The following is an 18,629-nucleotide window of genomic DNA, read 5'->3' on the forward strand; positions in this document are numbered from 1 at the left end:
TGCACAGCCAAGAGGGGCGCGTGATGCAGGCCGGAACCCAATCAACACTCAGCTATTTCCGGTGGGCCTTCATCGTCACCGCGATCGGCCTGATCCTGGGCGTCGTTCTGGGATGGCAATCGACGGGCACCGTCGGCGGCACGCTGACCATATTCTTCATCTGCCTGGTGCTCGCAGTTCTGGAGATCTCGCTGTCCTTCGACAACGCGATCGTCAACGCCAACAAGCTGAAGGAAATGACGCCAGAGTGGCAGCACCGCTTCCTGACCTGGGGCATCATCATCGCGGTCTTCGGGATGCGGATCGTCTTCCCGTTGCTGATCGTCGTGGTCGCGGCCAACATCGGCCCGATCGCCGCGCTAAAGCTCGCGGCCTTCCAGCCCGAGCGCTATTCCGAGATCATGTACGACGCCCACCTGCCGATCGCGGCCTTCGGTGGCACCTTCCTGATGATGGTGGCGCTGAGCTACTTCTTCGACCATGAGAAGGATATCCATTGGGTCAGCTGGCTCGAGCGGCGGATGGCGCGCTACGCGACGATCCGCGGGATCGAGATCGCCGTCGTTCTGGGGCTGATCCTGATCTTCTCGAGCTTCCAGAAGACCGAGTCAGAAGCCGAGGTCTTCCTCGTCGCCGCGATCTGGGGGCTGCTGACCTTCCTGCTGGTCGAGGTTCTGGGCGGCCTGCTCGACGCCTCGCAAGAGGCAATGTCGACGGCAGCGAAGGGCGGTCTTGGCGCCTTCCTCTATCTGGAGGTTTTGGATGCCTCCTTCTCGTTCGACGGGGTGATCGGGGCCTTCGCGCTGACGCACAACCTGTTCATCATCGCCATCGGCCTTGGCATCGGCGCGATGTATGTGCGTTCGATGACGATCATGCTGGTCGAGAAGGGCACGCTGACCCAGTACCGCTTCCTCGAGCACGGGGCCTTCTACGCGATCCTGATCCTGTCGGTCATCATGTTCGCCCAGTCGCTGTTCCACATCCCCGAGGTCGTCACCGGTCTGGGTGGCGCGGGCCTGATCGGCATTTCGCTCTGGTCCTCGATCCGGTGGAACCGCCGGACGGTCGCGGCGGAGACGAACGCGGTCAGATAAGCAGCGAGGCCGCGCCCTCGAGCTTGAGGAGCGCGACCTTGGTCTCGACTCCACCCTTGGCGGAGAACCCGCCAAGGGACGTGGCCCCCAGGACTCGGTGGCACGGAATGATGACGGGGATCGTGTTTGCCCCGCACCCCTGCCCCACCACCTGCGCCGGCACACCCAGATCTCTGGCGATCTCGCCATAGGTGCGGGTGTGGCCATAGGGTATCGCCACCATCGCCCGGCGGATATCGGCCTTCAGCCCCTCGCCCAAGGCCAGCGGCAGGTCGAACGCGGTCAGGCGGCGGTCGAAATAGGCGGCAAGCTGCCTGACCGCCTCGTCCAGCAGCGGCGACCCCTCGCCGGGCTGGTCAGTCCAGCCAAGCGAGGTGATCTGCCCATCCTCTTCGGTCAGCGTCAGGGGCCCGAGCGGCCCGTGATAGACCGCCCGCCGCATCACCCGAGCGCGTCGTTGCAGCGCTTGCAGGTATGCGGGTGCTTGTGGGTGTTCACATCCGGAAGGATCTTCCAGCAACGCTGGCACTTTTCGCCCGGCGCCAGTTCAAAGACCACGCCCACACCCGGCACGTCCGGCAGCCGGAACGCTTCCTGCGGGGCGGGATCGCCGGTCACCACGATGCCCGAGGTGATGCAGAGGTCCGCGAAGGGCACGCCCTTCAGAACCGCCAGCACGTCCTTGTCCTCGACATGCACCACCGGCGCCGCTTCAAGGCTCGCGCCGATCACCTTGGCTGTCCGCTGGACCTCGAGCGCCGCCGTCACCGCGCGGCGGACCTGACGGATCGTCGACCATTTCTCGGCCAGCGCCGGGTTCCGCCAGTTCGCAGGCGTTTCCGGGATGTCCTGCAGATGGACCGAGCTGTCCTCACCCGGGAAGCGCGAAAGCCAGACATCCTCCATCGTGAAGACGAGGATCGGCGCAAGCCAGGTCGAGAGGCGGTGGAACAAAAGGTCCAGCACCGTCCGCGCCGACCGCCGCGTCAGGCTGCCCGGCGCATCGCAGTAAAGCGAGTCCTTCCGGATGTCGAAATAGACCGCCGACAGATCGACCGTGCAGAACTGGAACAGCTTCTGGAACACGCCCTGGAAGTCATAGGCCGCATAGCCAGCCCGCACCTCGGCATCGAGTTCGGACAGGCGGTGCAGGATCCAGCGCTCCAGCTCCGGCATCTCAGCCGGCTCCACGCGCTCGGCCTCGGTGAAGCCTGCAAGGTTCCCCAGGATGAAGCGGAGTGTGTTGCGCAGGCGGCGGTAGCTGTCGGCGGCGCCTTTCAGGATTTCCGGACCGATCCGCAGGTCGATGGTGTAGTCCGACTGCGCGACCCAGAGCCGCAGGATGTCGGCGCCGTATTCCTTGACGACCGCCTCCGGCGCCACGGTATTGCCGAGCGACTTGGACATCTTCATGCCCTTCTCGTCCAGCGTGAAGCCGTGGGTCAGCACGCCCCGGTAGGGCGCGCGGCCCTTGGTGCCGCAGGCCTGCAGCATCGAGGAATGGAACCAGCCGCGATGCTGGTCGGTGCCTTCCAGGTAGAGGTCGGCAATCCCGTCCTCCGACCCGTCCGGCCTGTCGCGCAGCACGAAGGCATGGGTCGAACCGCTATCGAACCAGACGTCCAGCACGTCCTTCACCTGTTCAAAAAGCGACGGGTCGTGCAGGGCATCAAGGATGCGCTCCTTGAATCCTTCCACATACCAGACATCCGCGCCGTCCTTCTCGAAGGCCTCGACGATGCGGGCGTTGACGCGGGCATCCTTCAGCAGGAAGTCCGGATCGGTCGGCTTGGCGCCCTTCTTGACGAAACAGGTCAGCGGCACGCCCCAGGCGCGCTGGCGCGACAGCACCCAGTCCGGCCGCGCCTCCATCATCGAGTTCAGCCGGTTCCGGCCCGAGGCCGGGGTCCATTCGACCAACTGGTTGATCGAGGTCAGCGCCCGCGAGCGGATCGTGCGGCCATAGGTCGTCATGCCGTCGTCGAGGTCCTTGTCGATCGCGACGAACCACTGCGGCGTGTTGCGATAGATCAGCGGCGCCTTCGACCGCCAGCTATGCGGATAGCTGTGCTTGAGCTTGCCCTTGGCGAACAAGGCCCCGGCATAGGCCAGTTCCTTGATGACGCTGACATTGGCCGGGCCTTCCTTGCCATCGGGCAGGATGATCGCCTGTCCGCCGAAGATCGGCAGGTCGGTGCGATAGGTGCCGTCGGGTTCGACGTTGTAGGTCATCGGCAGGCCGAACTTCAGGCCCAACTGGTAGTCGTCGTCGCCATGGCTGGGGGCGGTATGGACAAAGCCGGTTCCGGCGTCGTCGGTCACATGGTCGCCCGGCAGCACCGGAACGTTGAAGTCCCATTCCCGGTTCTCGGTACGGCCCCGGAACGGATGGGCCAGCGTCAGCCCCGCCAGTTCCTCGGCCGAAACGCCGCGCAGCCGCTCAAAGCCGTCCACACGGGCGGCCTTCATGACCTCGGCCGCCAGCTTGTCGGCCAGCAGCACCGTCTCGCCAACCTTGGCCGTGCTGTTCTCGCCCAGGCCGTTGACCCGGTAGAGGCCGTAGCTGATCTCGGGGTTGAAGGCGACAGCCCGGTTCTGCGGGATGGTCCATGGGGTCGTCGTCCAGATCACGACCGAGGCAGAGCCGAGATCATCAGACGCCCCAACCGGCGCAAACCGCACCCAGATCATGTGGCTGGTGTGGTCGTGATACTCGACCTCGGCCTCGGCCAGCGCGGTCTTCTCGACCGGCGACCACATGACCGGCTTCGAGCCCTGATAGAGCGAGCCGTTCATCAGGAACTTCATGAACTCGTCGGCGATCACCGCCTCGGCATGGTAGTCCATCGTCAGATAGGGATGGTCCCAGTTGCCGGTCACTCCCAGCCGCTTGAACTCCTCGCGCTGGATGTCGATCCAGCCTTCGGCGAACTTCCTGCATTCCTGGCGGAAGGCGACGATATCGACGTCGTCCTTGTTCAGGCCCTTGGCGCGGTACTGCTCCTCGATCTTCCATTCGATCGGCAGGCCGTGGCAATCCCAACCCGGCACATAGCGGGCGTCGCGACCCATCATCTGCTGGCTGCGCACCACCATGTCCTTGAGGATCTTGTTCAGCGCGTGGCCGATATGGAGATGCCCGTTGGCATAGGGAGGGCCGTCATGCAGGGTGAAGGGAGTGCGGTTGCCCGCCTTTGCCTTTTCGCGAAGGCGGTCATAAACGCGCAGGCGTTCCCACCGGGCGAGCCATTCCGGCTCGCGCTGCGGCAGGCCCGCGCGCATGGGAAACTCGGTTTCGGGCAAAAAGACGGTGTCGCGGTAGTCGGCGGCGGTATCGGTCGTTTCGGCGCACATCGGATGCGGTCCTTCGGAGAATCGGCGAACGGTGGAATGAAGGGCGGTGCGGCGCGGCAGGCACCTTGTCCCGGCGCCTGAGGTCAGGTCGCCGGGCCGATAATTCGCAGGATCATCGCCAGCCGATCAGTCATGGCGGCCTTATAGACGCGGTCGTGGGGGCGGTCCAGCCTGCGAACGGTCGGAAAACTGCGACCTATCCGGCCTTTTGCCCGCTTTCGCCCGACTGCGCCCCCGCCCACCGGTTCAGCCAAGCCAGGCCTGCCAGCAACAGGCCGAGCCCGAGGAACGAGAACACCCGGCTCAGCCCGGTCAGCCCCGAGGCGTCGATCAGGAAGACCTTGGCGATGGTCAGCGCGATAATCGCCATGGCAATGCGCCGGAGCACCGAGGATCGCCGCGCGATCGCCTGGTAAAGCAGCAGCGCACCGGTCACCATCAACGCGATCGTGTAGCTGTAAAGCTCGGGCTGGGTCACACCCTCGACCGACAGGATGTCGCCGCGCCAGAAGCGGCGGATTTCCAGCCCAACGTAAAGCGCCGCCAGGACGCATCCCGCCCCGAGGAACCCCAGCCGCAGCAGGCGGGGCAGGTTCAGGACAAGCCGCGGCGCCGCCAGCAACACCAGCGCCGGCATCAAGTATGTCACCATCAGCGTGTCGAAGACCAGCGGCCCGCGGACCGGCTGCACCTTGAACAGCCAGCCATCAGCCAGAAGCGGGTTGGCCGGAACAGCAGCGCCCAGAAGTCCGGCCGCCGCGATCACCCCGCCAAGTGCCGCAAGCCCGCCCCTCAGCGGGCGGAGCGGGCCGCCGAGCGGCATACGATAGAGCTGAACCACCATCAGGATCAGCCAGGGCATCGCGTTCAGCGTCAGCTCGAGCGCCTCGCCCGACCAGTCGGCCAGCGACGAATAGCCGAGCGCCCGGGCAATCAGCACGTTAGCGAATAGAGCCGTGAAGCCCGCCACACCGGATTCAAGCACGCCTCTCGCTGTCACCCTGTCCAAAGGCAGCAGCAGGACCAGCGCCCCCGCAAGAGCAAGGATCACCCCGCCATAGACCGCCAGAACCGGCAGGAGTGCCGCCGTCAGGGCCCAGTCGGCGCCCGGATCGATGGTGATCCGCCAGCCCAGGACCGCGACCCCGACCTGCACGAGGACCGACAGCTCGCGCAGGTCGAAACGCCGGTCGAGCCCCGCCGTGGCCAGCACGAGCACCGCCAGCGCCAGCGTCAACGCCTCGCCCGACGTCACCAGGAACAGCGCCAGCGCGATCAGGACCAGAGCCGCGATTGTCGCATAGGCTGGCCGCCGGTGGTCGGCACCATCCCGCGCGGCGAAGCGCAGCGCGAAGGCCACCATCAGCGCCGCCCCCGCCATGACATGCAGCGCCCATACATAGTCGCCCAGCACAAGCGATGGCCTCCAGACCTGATCGAGCCCGAACAGGACCAGAGGCAGGGGCAGGATCGCGCCCAAGCCGAAGGCGATTCCGAGGCGCCCCGCCGTGACCGCCTTCTGGAACGCCGCAAGACTGATGAGCGCGGTCAGTGCCACGAGGATGGTCACCGTCCACGGGGCAGAGGTTTCCGGCGGACGCAGGGCAAGAGCCTGTTGGTGGAACGCCTGCCCAAGCGGCCCTGTCATGCCCTCGGTCATGATCCGCAGGCCGAAACCGATGGCGGGCAGCAGCGCCAGATCGTCCAGCCCCGGCGCGCGATCGGCCCAGACGAGGTAGGCGATCGCCAGTCCGGCCAGCACCCCGAGCGCGATCCAGGCCTCCGCCGTGGTTTGTGCATCGCTGGTGGTGATGAAGAATGCGCTGGCAAGAACCGCCCCGGCAGCCAGCCGCACCGGAAAACCCGGCCAGGGATGCTTTGCCCTGCCAATCATCCAGGGCAGCACGGCCGGTCCCTCATGCTGGGGAACGATGTCGAAGGTCGGCAGGATGGTCGTGGCAAGGGCCAGCACCGCCAGCATTGAAACCCAGCCCGGCGCCCCCGCACCGGCCAGCATCATCAGGTAGCCGAACCCATAGCCAAGGATCAGCGCCAGGACCGAGATCCAACCCCAACGGCGAACGGCATCGACGGCAAGGCCGGTGGCCGCGATCAGCGCGTAGTAGCCGTAAAGCCAAGGTGGCGTCTCGGTATCGCTTCCGACCAGAAAGGGAGCGGCGCTGGCACCGATCAGGCCCACCGCGACAAGGAATGGCTAGTTCCGCCAGCCAAGGCCGATCGCCAGAGCGGCGGTCGCAACCAGCCTCGCGAAGGTCACTTCCGGGCCGTAAAGCCCATAGAGGAGCCGCCCGGCGATGATCCCGGCAAAGATCGACACGAGACCCGCCCCGGAAAAGACCGCGGGCAGGTGCAGCGTCGCCTGTTTCGGGTCATCGACGCGGCGGCGCAGCCACTCGCCGGCGCCGATCAGCGCCAGCCCGAACAGGATCGCGAGCGCGACCCGGACCGGCGGCGGCAGCAGCCCCTTCTCGATCCCGTACTGCACGAAAAACACGCCCGCTGCCGCCAGCGATGCCGCCGAAACAAGGTAGACCCAGTTTCCCTTCACCCAGGCGGCAAGCTCGGGCATGCGGTCGCGCCTGAGAACGATCGGCCGGTCCTGGTCGGAGACAGCAGTGGACGGCCCGCGTGCGCGCTCCACTACGGGAGGGGGCCGGTCTGGCGCAACTTCGCGTGCGACGACGGAACCGGTCTCGGCGCTCTCGGTCGCTTGCGGGGCGTCAGGAGCAGGCTTGACCTCACCCTGCGGCTCGGGCCAGGCGATGTCCGGCACGGGTTCCGCAGGCGAGACTGGACTTTGTGAAACCACTACCGGATGGGGTGCGGACTCAAGCAGCGCCACTCGGCGCTTGAGCCTGGACAGCCCGACCAGTGCCGCAATCAGGCCGATCGGCAGGCCCAACACATAAGCGAAGGCGAGCAATCCCAGGAGCACTTCCATATACGCCCCTTCCGGCAAGATGCTGACGGGATGTTAGAGCCGGTCAGCCAGTCTGGATAGGTCCCTCTTTGCCGTTCTCAGCGCGGTCCCGTCGCGTCATCACCCGTGCCGAACAGCCCCGCCAACCCGCGCGAGATAAGGTTGGTAACCTTGGGCTTCGCCAGCGCCCTAAACGGCAGCGGTCGACAGACCTCCATCGCGGCAACGCCGACCCTGGCGGTGAGCGAGCCGTTGATCACACCCTCGCCAAAGCGCTTGGAGATGCGCGACAGCACACCGCCGCCCGCGACCGAGTGGATCAGATCATCGCCCACGGCCAGCGCGCCGGTCGCCGCGAGATGGGTCATCACCCCCCGCAGAAGGCGCAGGCTGCCTAGCGTCCCCGACCGACCGCCATAGATCGAGGCGATCCGACCGATCATCCGCACGTTGGCGTAAAGCGCCGTCGCCACATCGGCCAGCGCGAGCGGCACCAGCGCCGTCACCGTCGCCACCTGCCGCGCCGCCGCCTCGATCTCGCGCCGGGCGGCCTGATCTGGGCCGGAGAGCAGTTCTTGCTCGGCCAGCGCCAGAAGCCCGTCGGCATCGAACACCTCGGGCGCGCGTTTGGCGAGCCGTGCGCGGGCGTCGGCAAGTTCGGGGCGGCCGGCATAGATCGCCTCCAGCCCTTCGACCACGCCGCGAGCCGCCTTGATATCCAGCGCCTCATGCGCCGCCTCGGCCCTTGTCCGCAGATGGTCGATCCGGGCCATCCGCGCGAAGACCAGAAGCTCGCGCAGCGCCAGAAGCAAGGCCGCCAAGACCGCGAGTCCGACCAAGACGAGGGCGATCCAGCCGAGGATTGTGTTGGACGCCAGAAGATCGGTGACGAATGTCCAGGCCGCCACCGACAAGACGAAGGTGAAAAGTGTGCCGAAAGCCCAGAGCGCAAAGCGGTTCAGCGGCGAGGACTTGGCCCGCACCAGCCGAACTGCCGGCATGTCCATCCCCAGATCGGGGACCGGCGGCACACTGGCGGGCGTTGGGTCGTCCTCACGCTCCTCGCGCTCGATCAGCACCGGTTTCATCGGTCGCGGTTCAGTCACAGCCGGTCTCCGATCAGAAACTCCGCCGCACGGTCAAGGCGAATATGGGGCGGTCCCTCGTTCGGACCAAGGTTCATGCGGGCCGGGGCGAAGGCCATGACCTGGTAATCGACGTCCAGCCACTTCTCGGCTCCTTCCCGCGCCGGAGCCATCAATCGGGCCGGATCGGCGGGCAGTTCGCCTGCATACATCGTCGCCATCTTGCCGGTCGAAATCAGCCGCCCTCGCACGGCCGGAACCACATGACCGTCATGCTGCAACTCTTCTTCCACCGTCGCCCGAACCGAGGCCAGCGACATTGCCGCGATCTGGGCCCCGGCAAAGGCCGCGCGATCCTTCGCGTCGCGCAGCATCGCCTCCATGATCGCGGTGAGGCGGGGATGCTGGACATGGTGCAGATGATCGGCCTTGGTGGCGGCGAAGAGCACCTTCTCCACCCGCCGACCGAGCAGGATCGAGGACAGGAAATCGTTCTTGCCCGGCCGGAACGCCGTCAGGATCTCGGCCATCGTCCGGCGCAGGTCCTCGACCGCCTGCGGTCCGGCATGGATCGCGCCAAGGGCATCGATCAGCACCACCTGCCGATCGATGCGGCTGAAATGATCGCGGAAAAAGGGCCGCACCACCTCGCGTTTGTAGGCGTCGTAACGCCGTTCCATCTCGCGCCAGAGGCTGCCACGCGGAGTGCTGGCCGGCATCGGCAGGGGCGCGAAGGTCAGTGCCGGCGATCCGGCCAGATCGCCCGGCATCAGGAACCGCCCCGGCGTGCAGTCGGAATAACCCGCCTCGCGCGCAGCTGTCAGGTAAGTGGTGAAGGCCGCCGCCAGCGCCTGCGCCTTGGGTTCTTCCAGACGAAGGCTGCCATCCTCGGCGCGCGCCGTGGCCAGAAAGTCCGCCGCCATCGGCCGCTTGCCGATCCGCTCAAGCGTCGCCTCGGACCATTCGGCATAAGACTTGTCCATCAGCGCGAGGTCCATCAGCCACTCACCGGGATAGTCCACGATGTCCAGATGCACGGTCCGTGGCCCACCGAGTGAGGCGAAGAGCCCCACCGGCTGCACCCGGAACGACAGGCGCAACTCGGAAACCGTGCGGGTCGAGGCCGGCCAGCGCGGGTCATCGCCGGTCAGCGCCGCCATATGGGTCTCGAAATCGAAACGCGCCACCGTGTCATGCGGCTGCGGCTGCAACCATGCCGCCGAGATCCGCCCCTCGGCGGCAGCGGACAATTGCGGCATGCGCCCCCGGTTCATCAGGTTGGCGACCAGCCCGGTGATGAATACAGTCTTGCCCGAGCGCGACAGGCCCGTGACCCCCAGCCGGATCACCGGCTCGAAAAAGGTATTCGACACCGAGGCGAAGGCGCCCTCGACGCTTCGCGTCAACCCATCAGCAATCGAGCCCAGCACAGCCTGTCCCTTGTTCGTTCAGGCTCAAGATATGCACGCAGTGCAAGGATGGATAGGGGGCGCCCCTCAGCGCGGCTCGCCGTTGCCCTCTGCCCCGTTCCGCGCTACCCCCGGGGCCATGCCCAGATACGCGCTCAGGATCGAATATGACGGCGTCCCCTTCGCGGGATGGCAGCGGCAGGCGGGCCAGCCCTCCGTGCAGGAAGCGGTCGAGACGGCCCTGTCCAAGCTCGAGCCGGACGTGCCATCCATCGCCGCAGCCGGTCGCACCGATGCAGGCGTCCATGCGATGGCCCAGGTCGCCCATTGTGACCTTGCCAAGGACTGGGATCCCTTCCGCCTGTCCGAAGCCCTGAACTGGCACCTAAAGCCCGCGCCGGTCGCCATCACTGCCTGCGCCCGCGTATCCCACGAGTTTCACGCCCGCTTTTCGGCGGTCGAACGGCGCTACCTGTTCCGCCTCGTCGCCCGCCGTGCTCCGGTTACCCATGACAGGGGACGTGTCTGGCAGGTGCTGAACCGGCTCGACGTTGCGGCGATGCGCGCAGGAGCAGAGTACCTCGTAGGGCGGCACGACTTCACCACCTTCCGCTCGGTGATGTGCCAGTCGAACTCGCCGGTGAAGACGCTGGACGATATCACGGTGACCGAACACGCCTATCCGGGTGGCGCCGAATATCGCTTCGCGCTCCGCGCCCGCAGCTTCCTGCACAACCAGGTCCGTTCGATCGTCGGCACGCTGGAGCGGGTTGGCGCAGGCTCCTGGTCGCCAATCGATGTGAAGACAGCGCTCGACGCCCACGATCGCGCCGCCTGCGGCCCTGTCTGCCCGCCGCAGGGGCTCTACCTTGTCGGCGTTTCCTACCTAATCGACCCCTTCGCCAGCACGGGCGAACCCGTAGCCAACGATCTGCCCTGAGGAAGGCCCGATGCCCGACCGCAACGATCCGTTCCTACCACCGGATGACGAGGGCCGCGCCCTCGCCCGCCGCCTGCTGGCCGAGGCGCGGCATGCGGCGCTTGCCTATGCGGACCCGGCTGCCGGAACCCCGATGATCAGCCGCATCGCCTTTGGCCTAGGCTGCGATGGGACACCGGTTACCCTCATCTCAACCTTGTCGGCTCATGACGCGGGACTCAGGGCGCAACCGCTCGCCTCGGTCATGGTCGGCGAACCCGGCGCAAAGGGCGACCCCCTCACCCATCCGCGCCTGATGGTGCAGGTGCGGGCCGAACCACTTGACCGTGCCGCGCCCGACCTTTCCGCGATCCGCGAACGCTGGCTCGCCGATCATCCGAAGTCGAGGCTCTACATCGACTTTGCCGATTTCGGCTTCTTCCGCCTCACGCCCATCGCGGCATTGCTGAACGGCGGCTTCGGCCGGGCGATGAAACTCGCCCCGGCCGATCTGCGTCCGTGATCCTCAGATCGGGTTGTCGCAGCGCACCGTCACCTGCGCCGTACCCTTCACCGCTGTCAGCCAGCGGAGGTTGGCCTGCGCCCCGGCGCTGCCCTGCTCGACCTGCACATAAGGCGCATCGGCGCGCGGCGCGCCCGCGGCGGTTGTGGGCGGCGTCTCCATCACCACCGCAGGCACCGTCCGCGCCCGCCCGCCGAAAGGCAAATAGGCTGAGGCGTCGATGATCCAGGTATCCGCCGCACTCGACTGCACATGCTTCACCGTCACCGGGCTCATCGTCATCTGCGTCACGCCGTTGAAGGTGTTGTTCTCGAAGACCAGGTTGCGCAGGCGCGTCTTGTCGAGCGAGGCCCAGGTCGTGTCGATCGCCTCGACCCGGTCGATTGTGGCGTTGACCGTTCGGAACACGTTGCCGGTCACACTAAGCCCTTGGATGTAATGCCCTGCCCCGCGCGGGGTGACGACGATCCAGCGGAACCAGCTTGCGACGTTGCTTGCCATGAAGATGTTCGCCGTGACCGTCAGCCCGCCAAAGGAAAACTCGTTCGAAAAGGGCGGCTCGGGATCATGCTCGTTCGTCAGTTCGATGAAACAGTTGTCGACATAGTTGCCGGTGATCGTCGTCTTGCTGTTCGGCTGGGTCAGCACGATCCCCGCGCGCCGCACACCCAGCACCTCGTCGTCGCCCTGGAAGAAGTGGTTGCCAAGGATGAGGTGGCCCGACCCGTCCAGCACCGCGAAATGGGCGAAGCGGACCACCCGGTTGTCGCGCAGCTTGGCGTCGTTGGCGTTCACGTTCAGCGCGATCGTCGTGCGATCCTGCGCCTTCACCGACTGCTCGTTCGACAGAAGTTGGCACTGCTCGACGAACAACCCCTGGCAGCCCTCGCCGATTGAGGTCAGCGCCCGGTCCTTCGGCCGGTTGATGACCGACCCCGCGAGGCGGAAGGTCAGCCCGTCCGGTGGCAGCATGATCGCGCTCGCCAGACCGTTGCACTGGAACTCAACATTGAGGATTTCGAACTTCGAAAGCGACGCGAATGTGCTGAAATCCAGCATGTACTTGTAGCGTTCGAACGTGAAGGTCCGCGTCCCGGCCGCAGCCCACAGAGGCGCGCTGAGTTCCAGGGTCCCCGCCGCGACGTTCTTCGACCGCACGTAGATTTCCCGTCCCACGCCCGTCCCCGAGACCCGCGCGCCAACGGGAATGCCCGCGATATTCGCAACGGCGGTCAGTTTCGTTGGCGTGCTGATCGAATAGGTCGCGACCGCGCTGACAGTATCGGTCGTCCAGCCACTGCCGCTGATCGCGTTGAGCTGCCCGTTGGTCAGCACCCGACGTTGCGAATAGGTCGTCAGCGCTGCCACCGAGGCGACATCCAGGGGCTCGGACAGATCGACCCGCCGACCCGACATGTCGAAAGTCACGTGATCGGTAAAGAAGAACAGCGCCTGAAGCGCCTTCTTGAACCCTGCGAGTTCGCCACCAAAGGCCGAGGCATAGGTGTCGAGGTCGAAGTTGCGGGTGCAGGCCAGCCGGATGTTGGCAGGCATGGCGACGGTCCCTTCAAATCGGACCCGGTTCTCGAATGTCACGTTTCCGCCAAGGTAGTAAGTCCCGGCCGATACCAGCACCCCACGTCCCGCCGCCGCCGCATCGGCGGCCTCGAAGGCGGCGCTGTCATCGGTCACACCGTCCCCGATAGCGCCATAGTCGCGCACATCCACCCAGTCGATCAGCTTGCGGTGGAAGACCGAGGTGACATCCTCGATCACGATATCGTCGATCCGAACCACCCCGCCATTCGCCCCCGTCAGGTCGATGCCGAAATGGCCATAGGCGGGCGCTGTCCCCCAGACCATGTTGCAACCCTGACGATTGCCAGACCCGATGATCGCCGAAATCGTCACGACCGCCCCGTAGCTGGTCAGGGCAACCTCGGTCCCGGCCTGCTGGACGCTTGCCACGTTCCCACCCGAACTGTTCGCCGCGTAGGCCGCGATCCGGACGGAGGGCAGACTGCCCGAGATCGCCTTCACCCGGGCCGTCACTCGCAGATAAATTCCCGGCAGAAACGGGATTTGCTGGAAGCAACGCAGTTTCTGAACGCTCTGGGTCTTCTGCAACTCAAGACAGCCGCCGAAATCCTGATCCGCCGGCACATAGGCCGCATTGGACTGGCCAGCATAGCTGCCCGAACCCGGCGTGCCATTTTCGCGCGACCACAAGCCAAGACCGGCGGAGAACGCCGGCGGCATAAGGACCAGACCATCGGTAATGGCAACGTTCATAAGCAAACTCCCCGCATGCGCCGGGCCATCCACGCCGGACGGCCCACCTGAGGGGAGTGCTAGTATTGGCCGGCTAACACCGCATTATCGCGGCGGTCGCCGGGCCTGTCCTTGGTGCAACGCTCTATCGACCGCGCCCGCCGCCGCCACCGCCGCCCAAACCGCCGCCGCCGCCACGCAGGCCACCACCGGCACCGATGGCACCGCCGTAGTTGGCGCGACCGGGATTGACGTTCGATCTCGCGAAGTCGAGGTTGTTCTGCTGCGATGTCGTACACGAGGCGCAGCCGTTTCCGATACCATAGGCGTCGGACGCGATGGCCCTGCGGTAATTGTCATCCTGCGGGTCGCCCTGCGGAGGCGTCGAGTTCACGCAGCCTGCAATACTCGTGACAACTGCAAGGGAAATCAAAAGTTTACGCATTACTTCGCCTCCCCTGCAGGCCGAACTGTCGCAAGCATGTCAGACAGTTCCTTCTCGTAGCGATCAAAATCTGCGCGCTCCCCGATGAACGCGACAACCGCAAGCTCATCCGGCTGGATCTGAACTGCAGCAAAAGCCAAATCGTACCACTTGCCTTCTCGCATGCCGGTCGCGGCCCAGATGCCTACCGGCAGGCCGTTGATCACGCGCTTGTCGGTATAGGTCACGTGCGACTTTGACATTAGTCGTCCGCGCAGGCCCTTCAGCTTGGCGCCGAATTCCTTGATCGTCGACGCATGGTCGGGCGACCAGGTGCCTACCCACATCGAATCCCCGGTATGCTTGGGACGGAGCGAATAGATAGGGGGCGTCTCGCTCATCCCGGCGGGGGCAGGGTCAAGCCGGTAGGTGCCCTTCCTCAACTTCCAGCCTTTCGGCGGATCGAACTGATAGACGGCTTCTCCACCCTTCGAATAGACCACTTCGGCAAGCGAAAGGCTGGTACTGGCCACGACCACCGCCAGCCCAATAAGTGCCACGCGCAGTATCCGCATCACGACTCCTCCCTCAGACCTGTGCTGACTCTACGCCCGAAGGCTTTCCGGAACAACGATCACGCAATGCGGCAGATTGGCTTTGCCTCTAGGCGCCGAGCCCCTCGTTCTTCAGCAGTTGGACGGCGTTGATACGCCAGCCGTCGGCTCCCGGGATCATCTGATAGTCCAGCAGATGGCTGCGACCGTCGGGATCGGTGACCATCACCCTCTGCCATAGTGCGCCAGCCACATCGCGTAGCTCCAGGAAACGGACATCTCCCGGTGACCACACCATTGGATAGCCGCGCTGTACCATCTGCCCGAAGTTTTCCGGTGTTCCGAACATCTGCTCGATCCCTGGCGAGGCATACTTGAATGCCCCCGAGACATCGCCGCGCCGGAACGCATCCATCTGTGACTCGATCGTTTGCTGAATCGCGGATGACTGATCGGCATCCTGCGCATGAAGCGCAGCCGGAACCATCATCGTCACCATCAACATCGCCGTGAGTCCGCGCATGTCCCACCTCGCCAGGTTTCTTTCACCCGAAAAAAACTAGGAGGAGAGGATTAGCGGGCAAGATGCTTGTGCGACATGTGCTCCGGCCCCACTATGGCAAGGTTCTTCTGGGATGTTCATGGCATACCGCTTCCTCAACACCGACACCGATCTGACCGTCGCCTTGCGCCGGATTGCGCAGTCCGAACTCGGCGCGGCGGTTGCACATCTCCGCGATGACAAACCTCCGCCCGCGTCCGGGGTGCATGACCTGCGCAAGCGCATCAAGAAGGTGCGTGGCCTCCTGCGCCTCCTGCGACCGGGCTTTGCCGAGTTCGATGCCGAGAACGCTGCCCTGCGGGACACGGCACAGGCCCTGTCTGGCCTCAGGGATGCCGAGGTCAGGCTCGCGACATTCGACCGCCTCGCAGGAAAACCCCGTCCCCGGAACCTGTCGAAACTGCACGATCACCTTTTGGCCGAGCGCGAGGCAGCCCATCACATCCATACCGACATCTCTCCCCCTCGCGCAGAGCTCACTGCGTTGATCCGGCGTGCCGCCGACTGGCGGATCGAGGGCAATGACCGTGAGGTGTTGCACCAGGGTCTGACCGCGACCCGCCGGGCCGGTATCGCAAGGATGAAGGCCGCGGCACGCCATCTCGGCGTCGAAGAGATCCACGACTGGCGCAAGCGGGCCAAGGACCTGTGGTATCAGTCCCGACTTCTCGCCCCACTCTGGCCGCAGATGCTCGATCCGCTTGCGGCCGCTCTCTCAGACCTTACCGAGGATTTGGGCGATCACCACGACATTGCCGTTCTGCGCGAGATGCTGCACTCGGTCCCGCCCGGCACGCTAAGCCCTGTGGCCATGGTTGATCTGCATACACGCGGAACCGAGACACAGGCCGAGATTGAAACGCGCGCTTTTGCGGCGGGCCGGCGCATATACGCCGGCAAACCTTCTGCAGTCGCCGATCAGTGGATCGACTGGTGGAAGGCCTGGCGCGGCTGATCAGGCAGGTGCCGCACCAGGATAAGCCGGTACGGACGGATCGAGCACAACCCAGGGCTGGCGGCTTTCCACGAAGATATGCGCCTCGGGCACGAACAGCGACGGGTCGTCCAGCGATCCCGATGTCAGTCCGATAACGTTGGCCGCAGCGCGGTACGAGTAGATCGTTGTGCCGCAGCGGGGGCAAAAGCCCCGCAGGATCGCGTCAGAAGACGGATGTTCAGCGACCGGGCCGGTGATCTCGACATCGCCGCGCCGGAACAGGAGCCGCGCATTGAAGGCGGCACCTATCGCCCGCTGGCACAGATGGCAATGGCAGACCCGTGAATTCACCACGGGCCCTTTCGCCACATAACTCACTGCCCCGCAGAGGCACCTGCCGGTGGTGTCGCTGCTCATGCCGCGAGGTCGCCGGCAAGTCCACGGTCAATCAGCGCCACGGTCTCGTCCACTCCGTAAAGCGCGACGAACCCGCCGAACCGCGGGCCCTCGGATGCGCCCAGCAGCACTTCGTAGAGCGCCTTGAACCAGTCGCGCAGCGGCTCGAATCCATGCTCCTTGCCAACGGCAAAGACCATCGACTGCAGCGCCTCGGCATCAAGCCCGCCGTCCCAGGCAACCAGCCGCGCCCGTAGATCCTCCATCGCCGCCCGCTCCTTGTCGGAAGGCTGGCGGAAGGTGCGCGTCGGTGCCACGAAGTCAGCGAAGTAGCGCACGGCAAAGCCCGCCGCTTGATCGAGCTGCGGGTTCGTCTCCGGACTCGCCTCGGGTGCATAGCGCTTGATGAAGCCCCAAAGCCCCTTGGCATCCTTCGCCCCGGCCACGCTGGCGAGGTTCAAAAGCATCGCAAATGGCACAACCATGTCCGAGGCCGGCGGTTCGCCATTGTGGATGTGCCAGACCGGGTTGTTGACCTGTCCGTCCACGTCCTGCGTCGGATAAGCGCGCAGTTGCTGGTGATACTCGTCCACCGCTTTCGGGATGACGTCCCACCACAGCCGCTTCGCTGTCTTCGGCTTCTGGTACATGAAGTAGGACAGGCTCTCGGTCGCGGCATAGGTCAGCCATTCGTCGATCGTCAGCCCGTTGCCTTTCGATTTCGAGATCTTCTGGCCCTGCTCGTCGAGGAACAGCTCGTAGGTGAAGTGGTTGGGTTTGCGGCCCCCCAGCACTTCGCAGATGCCGTCATAGATCGGCGTGTTGGTGGAATGGTCCTTGCCGTACATCTCGAAATCGACGCCAAGCGCGGCCCACCGCGCACCGAAATCCGGCTTCCACTGCAGCTTTACATGCCCGCCGGTGACCGGCAGCGTCCATTCCCGCCCGTCCTCGTCGTCGAAGGTCACGGTGCCGTTCTTCGCATCCACATGCTTGATCGGGACATAAAGGACACGGCCCGTCTCGGGATGGATCGGCAGGAAGCAGGAATAGGTCTGCTGACGCTCTTCCCGAAGCGAGGCCAGCATGATCTCCATGATCGCGTCATAGCGTTCCGCCGCCAGCCGCAGCGTGTCGTCGAACTGGCCCGACTTGTAGAACTCGGTCGCCGAGAAGAACTCGTATTCGAAGCCGAACGTGTCGAGGAACCGCCGCAGCATGGCGTTGTTGTGGTCGCCGAAGCTCTTGTACTGCCCGAAGGGATCGGGGACGCTCGTCAGCGGCCGCTGCAGGTTCTCGCGCAGCATCTCGGGATGGGGCACGTTGTCCGGCACCTTCCGCATCCCGTCCAGATCGTCCGAGAAACAGAACAGCCGCGTCGGGATGTCCGAGATGATCTCGAACGCCCGGCGGATCATCGTCGTCCGCGCCACTTCGCCGAAGGTGCCGATATGCGGCAGGCCAGACGGGCCATAGCCGGTCTCGAACAGGACATAGCCCTTTTCCGGGTCCTTCTTCTCATAGCGTTTGAGGATCGCGCGGGCCTCTTCGAACGGCCAGGCTTTCGATTTCATCGCGGCGTCACGCAGGGCAGACATCGGCAGATCCTCATTCCGCAAGCCAGACCCCATGCCCGCTGCGGATGGCGGTGTCCTATTGCCGCACCTCTGGCGCGTCAATATTCTCTGTCCCCAGATAGACCGAACCATTTCACCGCAAAGGATCGTCCCCGTGCCCGATACCCCCCCGTCCCTGACCCCGCAGGATGCGCTCGTCGCGCTGATGATCGCGGTTTCCTTCTCGGACGAGACGATCCGTACCTCGGAACTGGTCGCGATCACCCGCATCGTGAACCACATGCCGATCTTCGGCGGCTATGACTCGGATCGCATCCGCACCGTCGCCCAGACGGTCTTCGACCTGATGGAAGAGGAAGACGGCCTCGACGCCCTTTTCGGGCTGATCCGCGATGCCTTGCCCGAGCGACTCTATGAGACCGCCTATGCGCTGTCCTGCGATGTCGTGGCCGCCGATGGCCGCGCGCGCGACGTGGAGTTGCGGATGCTCGAAGAGGTCCGGGAAGAACTGAACATCGACCGCCTCCACGCAGCCGCCATCGAGCGTGGCGCTCGGGCGCGTCACATGATGGTCTGAACG

15 protein-coding genes and 1 pseudogene are annotated in these 18,629 nt (G+C 65.2%); 5 read left to right on the top strand and 11 right to left on the bottom strand.

What is annotated here, in order from left to right; translation table 11 throughout:
* The first annotated feature begins 23 nt into the window (after positions 1-23).
* Positions 24-1,097 (top strand): DUF475 domain-containing protein, encoded by a 1,074-nt coding sequence (locus tag L0V05_RS00735; protein ID WP_234867422.1) that lies wholly within the window; start codon positions 24-26, stop codon positions 1,095-1,097.
* Here the strand turns inward: L0V05_RS00735 and L0V05_RS00740 are convergent.
* From L0V05_RS00740 to L0V05_RS00760, 5 genes and pseudogenes are all read right to left on the bottom strand, one after another.
* Complete coding sequence (locus L0V05_RS00740) at positions 1,090-1,539, bottom strand: methylated-DNA--[protein]-cysteine S-methyltransferase (protein ID WP_234867424.1); 450 nt, start codon at positions 1,537-1,539, stop codon at positions 1,090-1,092. The two genes, L0V05_RS00735 and L0V05_RS00740, sit on opposite strands and share 8 nt — an antisense overlap.
* Positions 1,539-4,451, bottom strand: a complete 2,913-nt coding sequence (gene ileS, locus L0V05_RS00745; protein WP_234867427.1) for an isoleucine--tRNA ligase — start codon at positions 4,449-4,451, stop codon at positions 1,539-1,541. The genes L0V05_RS00740 and ileS overlap by 1 nt, the downstream gene beginning before the upstream one ends.
* A gap of 196 nt (positions 4,452-4,647) precedes the next feature.
* Positions 4,648-7,413: pseudogene (locus L0V05_RS00750) on the bottom strand (DUF2339 domain-containing protein).
* A 77-nt stretch (positions 7,414-7,490) separates the two neighbouring features.
* Positions 7,491-8,498, bottom strand: a complete 1,008-nt coding sequence (locus L0V05_RS00755) for a YcjF family protein (protein ID WP_234867429.1) — start codon at positions 8,496-8,498, stop codon at positions 7,491-7,493.
* On the bottom strand, positions 8,495-9,907 hold the full coding sequence (locus L0V05_RS00760; RefSeq protein ID WP_234867432.1) for a YcjX family GTP-binding protein: 1,413 nt from the start codon (positions 9,905-9,907) through the stop codon (positions 8,495-8,497). Before L0V05_RS00760 ends, L0V05_RS00755 begins: the two co-directional genes overlap by 4 nt.
* Before the next feature lie 118 nt (positions 9,908-10,025).
* On the opposite strand from L0V05_RS00760, the gene truA reads away from it, so the two are divergent.
* Together truA and L0V05_RS00770 are read left to right on the top strand one after the other, a co-directional pair.
* Positions 10,026-10,826, top strand: coding sequence for a tRNA pseudouridine(38-40) synthase TruA (truA, locus tag L0V05_RS00765; protein ID WP_234867434.1), 801 nt, complete (start codon positions 10,026-10,028; stop codon positions 10,824-10,826).
* A gap of 10 nt (positions 10,827-10,836) precedes the next feature.
* Positions 10,837-11,328 carry a HugZ family pyridoxamine 5'-phosphate oxidase gene (locus tag L0V05_RS00770; protein ID WP_234867436.1) on the top strand — a complete coding sequence of 164 codons (492 nt, stop codon included), beginning with the start codon at positions 10,837-10,839 and terminating at the stop codon, positions 11,326-11,328.
* 3 nt (positions 11,329-11,331) lie between these two features.
* Here the strand turns inward: L0V05_RS00770 and L0V05_RS00775 are convergent, their stop codons facing one another.
* The 4 genes from L0V05_RS00775 to L0V05_RS00790 all read right to left on the bottom strand — a co-directional run bounded on the left by L0V05_RS00775 (position 11,332) and on the right by L0V05_RS00790 (position 15,100).
* Entirely contained in the window at positions 11,332-13,620 is a 2,289-nt protein-coding gene (locus L0V05_RS00775; protein ID WP_234867439.1) for a glycosyl hydrolase family 28-related protein, read from the bottom strand.
* 124 nt (positions 13,621-13,744) lie between these two features.
* The gene (locus L0V05_RS00780; protein WP_234867441.1) at positions 13,745-14,044 is read right to left on the bottom strand and encodes a hypothetical protein; all 300 of its coding nucleotides are present in this window, start codon (positions 14,042-14,044) and stop codon (positions 13,745-13,747) included.
* Entirely contained in the window at positions 14,044-14,598 is a 555-nt protein-coding gene (locus L0V05_RS00785) for a hypothetical protein (protein ID WP_234867443.1), read from the bottom strand. Before L0V05_RS00785 ends, L0V05_RS00780 begins: the two co-directional genes overlap by 1 nt.
* An 88-nt stretch (positions 14,599-14,686) precedes the next feature.
* A complete protein-coding gene (locus L0V05_RS00790; RefSeq protein WP_234867445.1) occupies positions 14,687-15,100 on the bottom strand; it encodes a DUF4864 domain-containing protein in 414 nt (137 codons plus the stop codon).
* A 118-nt stretch (positions 15,101-15,218) separates the two neighbouring features.
* On the opposite strand from L0V05_RS00790, the gene L0V05_RS00795 reads away from it, so the two are divergent.
* Positions 15,219-16,094 carry a CHAD domain-containing protein gene (locus L0V05_RS00795; protein WP_234867447.1) on the top strand — a complete coding sequence of 292 codons (876 nt, stop codon included), beginning with the start codon at positions 15,219-15,221 and terminating at the stop codon, positions 16,092-16,094.
* Here L0V05_RS00795 and L0V05_RS00800 read toward each other — a convergent pair whose 3' ends face one another.
* Entirely contained in the window at positions 16,095-16,493 is a 399-nt protein-coding gene (locus L0V05_RS00800; RefSeq protein WP_234867449.1) for a GFA family protein, read from the bottom strand.
* Positions 16,490-18,070, bottom strand: coding sequence for a lysine--tRNA ligase (locus L0V05_RS00805; RefSeq protein WP_234867451.1), 1,581 nt, complete (start codon positions 18,068-18,070; stop codon positions 16,490-16,492). The genes L0V05_RS00800 and L0V05_RS00805 overlap by 4 nt, the downstream gene beginning before the upstream one ends.
* 133 nt (positions 18,071-18,203) lie before the next feature.
* Here L0V05_RS00805 and L0V05_RS00810 point away from each other — a divergent pair, with 133 nt between their 5' ends.
* Positions 18,204-18,626 carry a tellurite resistance TerB family protein gene (locus tag L0V05_RS00810; protein ID WP_234867453.1) on the top strand — a complete coding sequence of 141 codons (423 nt, stop codon included), beginning with the start codon at positions 18,204-18,206 and terminating at the stop codon, positions 18,624-18,626.
* Positions 18,627-18,629: the final 3 nt, after the last annotated feature.

Source organism: Alitabrizicola rongguiensis, assembly GCF_021491355.1.
GTDB classification, from domain to species: domain Bacteria; phylum Pseudomonadota; class Alphaproteobacteria; order Rhodobacterales; family Rhodobacteraceae; genus Aliitabrizicola; species Aliitabrizicola rongguiensis.

Excerpts from the sequence above, each read along its gene's own strand:
- L0V05_RS00735 (WP_234867422.1), top strand. The coding sequence starts at position 24 with ATGCAGGCCGGAACCCAATCAACACTCAGCTATTTCCGGTGGGCCTTC.
- L0V05_RS00740 (WP_234867424.1), bottom strand. The coding sequence starts at position 1,539 with ATGCGGCGGGCGGTCTATCACGGGCCGCTCGGGCCCCTGACGCTGACC.
- ileS (WP_234867427.1), bottom strand. The coding sequence starts at position 4,451 with ATGTGCGCCGAAACGACCGATACCGCCGCCGACTACCGCGACACCGTC.
- truA (WP_234867434.1), top strand. The coding sequence starts at position 10,026 with ATGCCCAGATACGCGCTCAGGATCGAATATGACGGCGTCCCCTTCGCG.
- L0V05_RS00770 (WP_234867436.1), top strand. The coding sequence starts at position 10,837 with ATGCCCGACCGCAACGATCCGTTCCTACCACCGGATGACGAGGGCCGC.
- L0V05_RS00775 (WP_234867439.1), bottom strand. The coding sequence starts at position 13,620 with ATGAACGTTGCCATTACCGATGGTCTGGTCCTTATGCCGCCGGCGTTC.
- L0V05_RS00780 (WP_234867441.1), bottom strand. The coding sequence starts at position 14,044 with ATGCGTAAACTTTTGATTTCCCTTGCAGTTGTCACGAGTATTGCAGGC.
- L0V05_RS00785 (WP_234867443.1), bottom strand. The coding sequence starts at position 14,598 with ATGCGGATACTGCGCGTGGCACTTATTGGGCTGGCGGTGGTCGTGGCC.
- L0V05_RS00790 (WP_234867445.1), bottom strand. The coding sequence starts at position 15,100 with ATGCGCGGACTCACGGCGATGTTGATGGTGACGATGATGGTTCCGGCT.
- L0V05_RS00795 (WP_234867447.1), top strand. The coding sequence starts at position 15,219 with ATGGCATACCGCTTCCTCAACACCGACACCGATCTGACCGTCGCCTTG.
- L0V05_RS00800 (WP_234867449.1), bottom strand. The coding sequence starts at position 16,493 with ATGAGCAGCGACACCACCGGCAGGTGCCTCTGCGGGGCAGTGAGTTAT.
- L0V05_RS00805 (WP_234867451.1), bottom strand. The coding sequence starts at position 18,070 with ATGTCTGCCCTGCGTGACGCCGCGATGAAATCGAAAGCCTGGCCGTTC.